The organism is Dietzia sp. UCD-THP (genome assembly GCF_000349585.1).
GTDB lineage: Bacteria > Actinomycetota > Actinomycetes > Mycobacteriales > Mycobacteriaceae > Dietzia > Dietzia natronolimnaea_A.
In genome coordinates, this window is record NZ_KB714674.1 from 6,453 (window position 1) to 8,376 (window position 1,924).

General features: G+C 61.5%; 2 protein-coding genes. Both read left to right on the forward strand.

Annotated elements, in window-relative coordinates; genetic code table 11:
* Nucleotides 1–558, forward strand: a 558-nt coding sequence (locus tag H483_RS37940; RefSeq protein WP_042330437.1) for a hypothetical protein, incomplete at its 5' end; no start/stop codon positions are given.
* Between the two features lie 295 nt (nucleotides 559–853).
* Complete coding sequence (locus H483_RS39430; RefSeq protein WP_152428120.1) at nucleotides 854–1,282, forward strand: hypothetical protein; 429 nt, start codon at nucleotides 854–856, stop codon at nucleotides 1,280–1,282.
* Nucleotides 1,283–1,924 lie beyond the last annotated feature (642 nt).

The following is a 1,924-nucleotide window of genomic DNA, read 5'->3' on the forward strand; positions in this document are numbered from 1 at the left end:
CTTCTCTCCGGTGCCACGGCACAGCTTGACCACCAGTTCAAGGCATACGTTCCCGAGTACGCCAGCGCCACCTACAAGGCTGTGGAAGCACACCTGAACGGACTCGTGGAAGCCGCGCAGGACTGCCCGACTACCGACGCGGAAGCCGCAATCAATGGCGGATACGGCGATGCCCTCACGCAACTGCACAAGCACGCCGTCACCATCCGCGCATACGTCGCAGTAGGGACTGTCACCGCACCGGGGCAGCGGCCAGCACAGGCGGCACGAGCCTTGGCACTCGTGACCGATCCCGGCACGGTCAATGTCATCCAGCGCACCCCCGCGTCACGCTGGAACCAGGGTGGCGAACTCCGCTCACCCGAGGCAGACATTCGACGCCGAGACATTGCGCGCGGACTAATTGGCGACTGGCTCAAGAACGAGACCGAGACACTCCGCCGACTGGGGCGTGGTGAGTACGAGGGGTTCATCCTTGCACCGGCAACGGCAGACACGTACCCCGAGCGCGTGGAGCAGTTCCTGAACGCCGACCGCATCGAGCGCGTGGCCGACTGATCACACCAAGGGGCACGTCAACAAGAGGGTTCGGGAAAGGGGCGGGGGTATATCCCTCCCCCCTTCCCGCCCCCGCCCTCGGGCGTCAATGCGGCAGAGCAACGCTGCGGAGTCCAGACCTGAGATGTCCATTGGGGGAGTGTCGCCTGATTCGGCGGAAATGGTGCTTGACGTGCAACGATACGTGTTTATGCGGGTGTGTGCAAGGGCGTTGGGGAGCGTTATAGGCGGTGCTTATCAGTGTGTGGGTGCTTATTAGTGTAGTGAAACAGTACGGTTTGAGAAGGGGTTCCATATGGGACGGAAGCGGATTACGCCCGGTGATAGGGCTGTCAATGAGTTAAAGGAAGCGTTGGTTGAGCGCCTGGGGGTCGGGAGTGTGGATGCTTTGTCGCTTGACCCTGATGAGCGTCGGCGCATTGAGCTGTACAGGGCTACGGTCGATGAGATTGATGTTTTGGAACGGGCGTGGGAAGCCGAGAAGCGTGACGGGCGGTTGATGGTTCGTGGGTCGCGCAATCAGGATGTGATGAACCCTTTGGTCGGTGAGATTCGGGCGCAGCGTGCGTTTCTTGATCGCCTTCTAGGTGGCTTCCGTTGGCAGGGTTCGTCGGGCATGTCGGCGTCGGATCGTGGTCAGCACGCAGCAAATGCGCGGCACAATCCTTCACCGGCTGAGATTATGGCGAAGGCCCAGGAGCGGTGGGAGAAGAAAGCGCGATAGAAGGGTCGTTCCTGCCTGGTGTGTTGGCCTGTGAGGCCCTATGAGCGTTCCCGAGGGGTAATGTATGGGTAGCCCTTTTCTAGGCCCTTAGATTCTTACCCCAGTAGCGTTAATGCCGCCCCGGTAACCCATGACGGGCTACCGGGGCGGCTTTCGTCATTTGTGCCCCCTGCCGAATGCCCGCCGTTGCTCATCCGCCGTCATGGGTCGTAGCCGGGTGGTTGGGTACCAGCGTTCCCCGCATTCGCGGCACGAGACGACGCGGGCACCTTTCGGGCCGTGGGAGTTGTCCCACCCCACAAGGCAGCGTCCGGGGCGCATGGTTGATCCGCAGTTGGGGCAGTTCGGCGGGTAGACTTCCTCGATGACGGACACCTGCCTAGTATCGCACAGGCATTCGATAGTCGATCTTCGTCAACCCTCCCGGCAAGTGACTGTCGTACGGTACGCAAAAAGTACGCAACTCCCCCGCATCCGGCAAACGCTCACGAACACCAAAACGCCATGAACAGCACGTTTGACAAGACACCCACACGTGTGCATACCCCACAAACGGCACCCATGTAGTTCGAGCTCTACTACGCCTGCTGACCCTCATGCCCGCCCTGACCTGCCCCCGCGCAGGCCGGGGCGGGCGTCGAC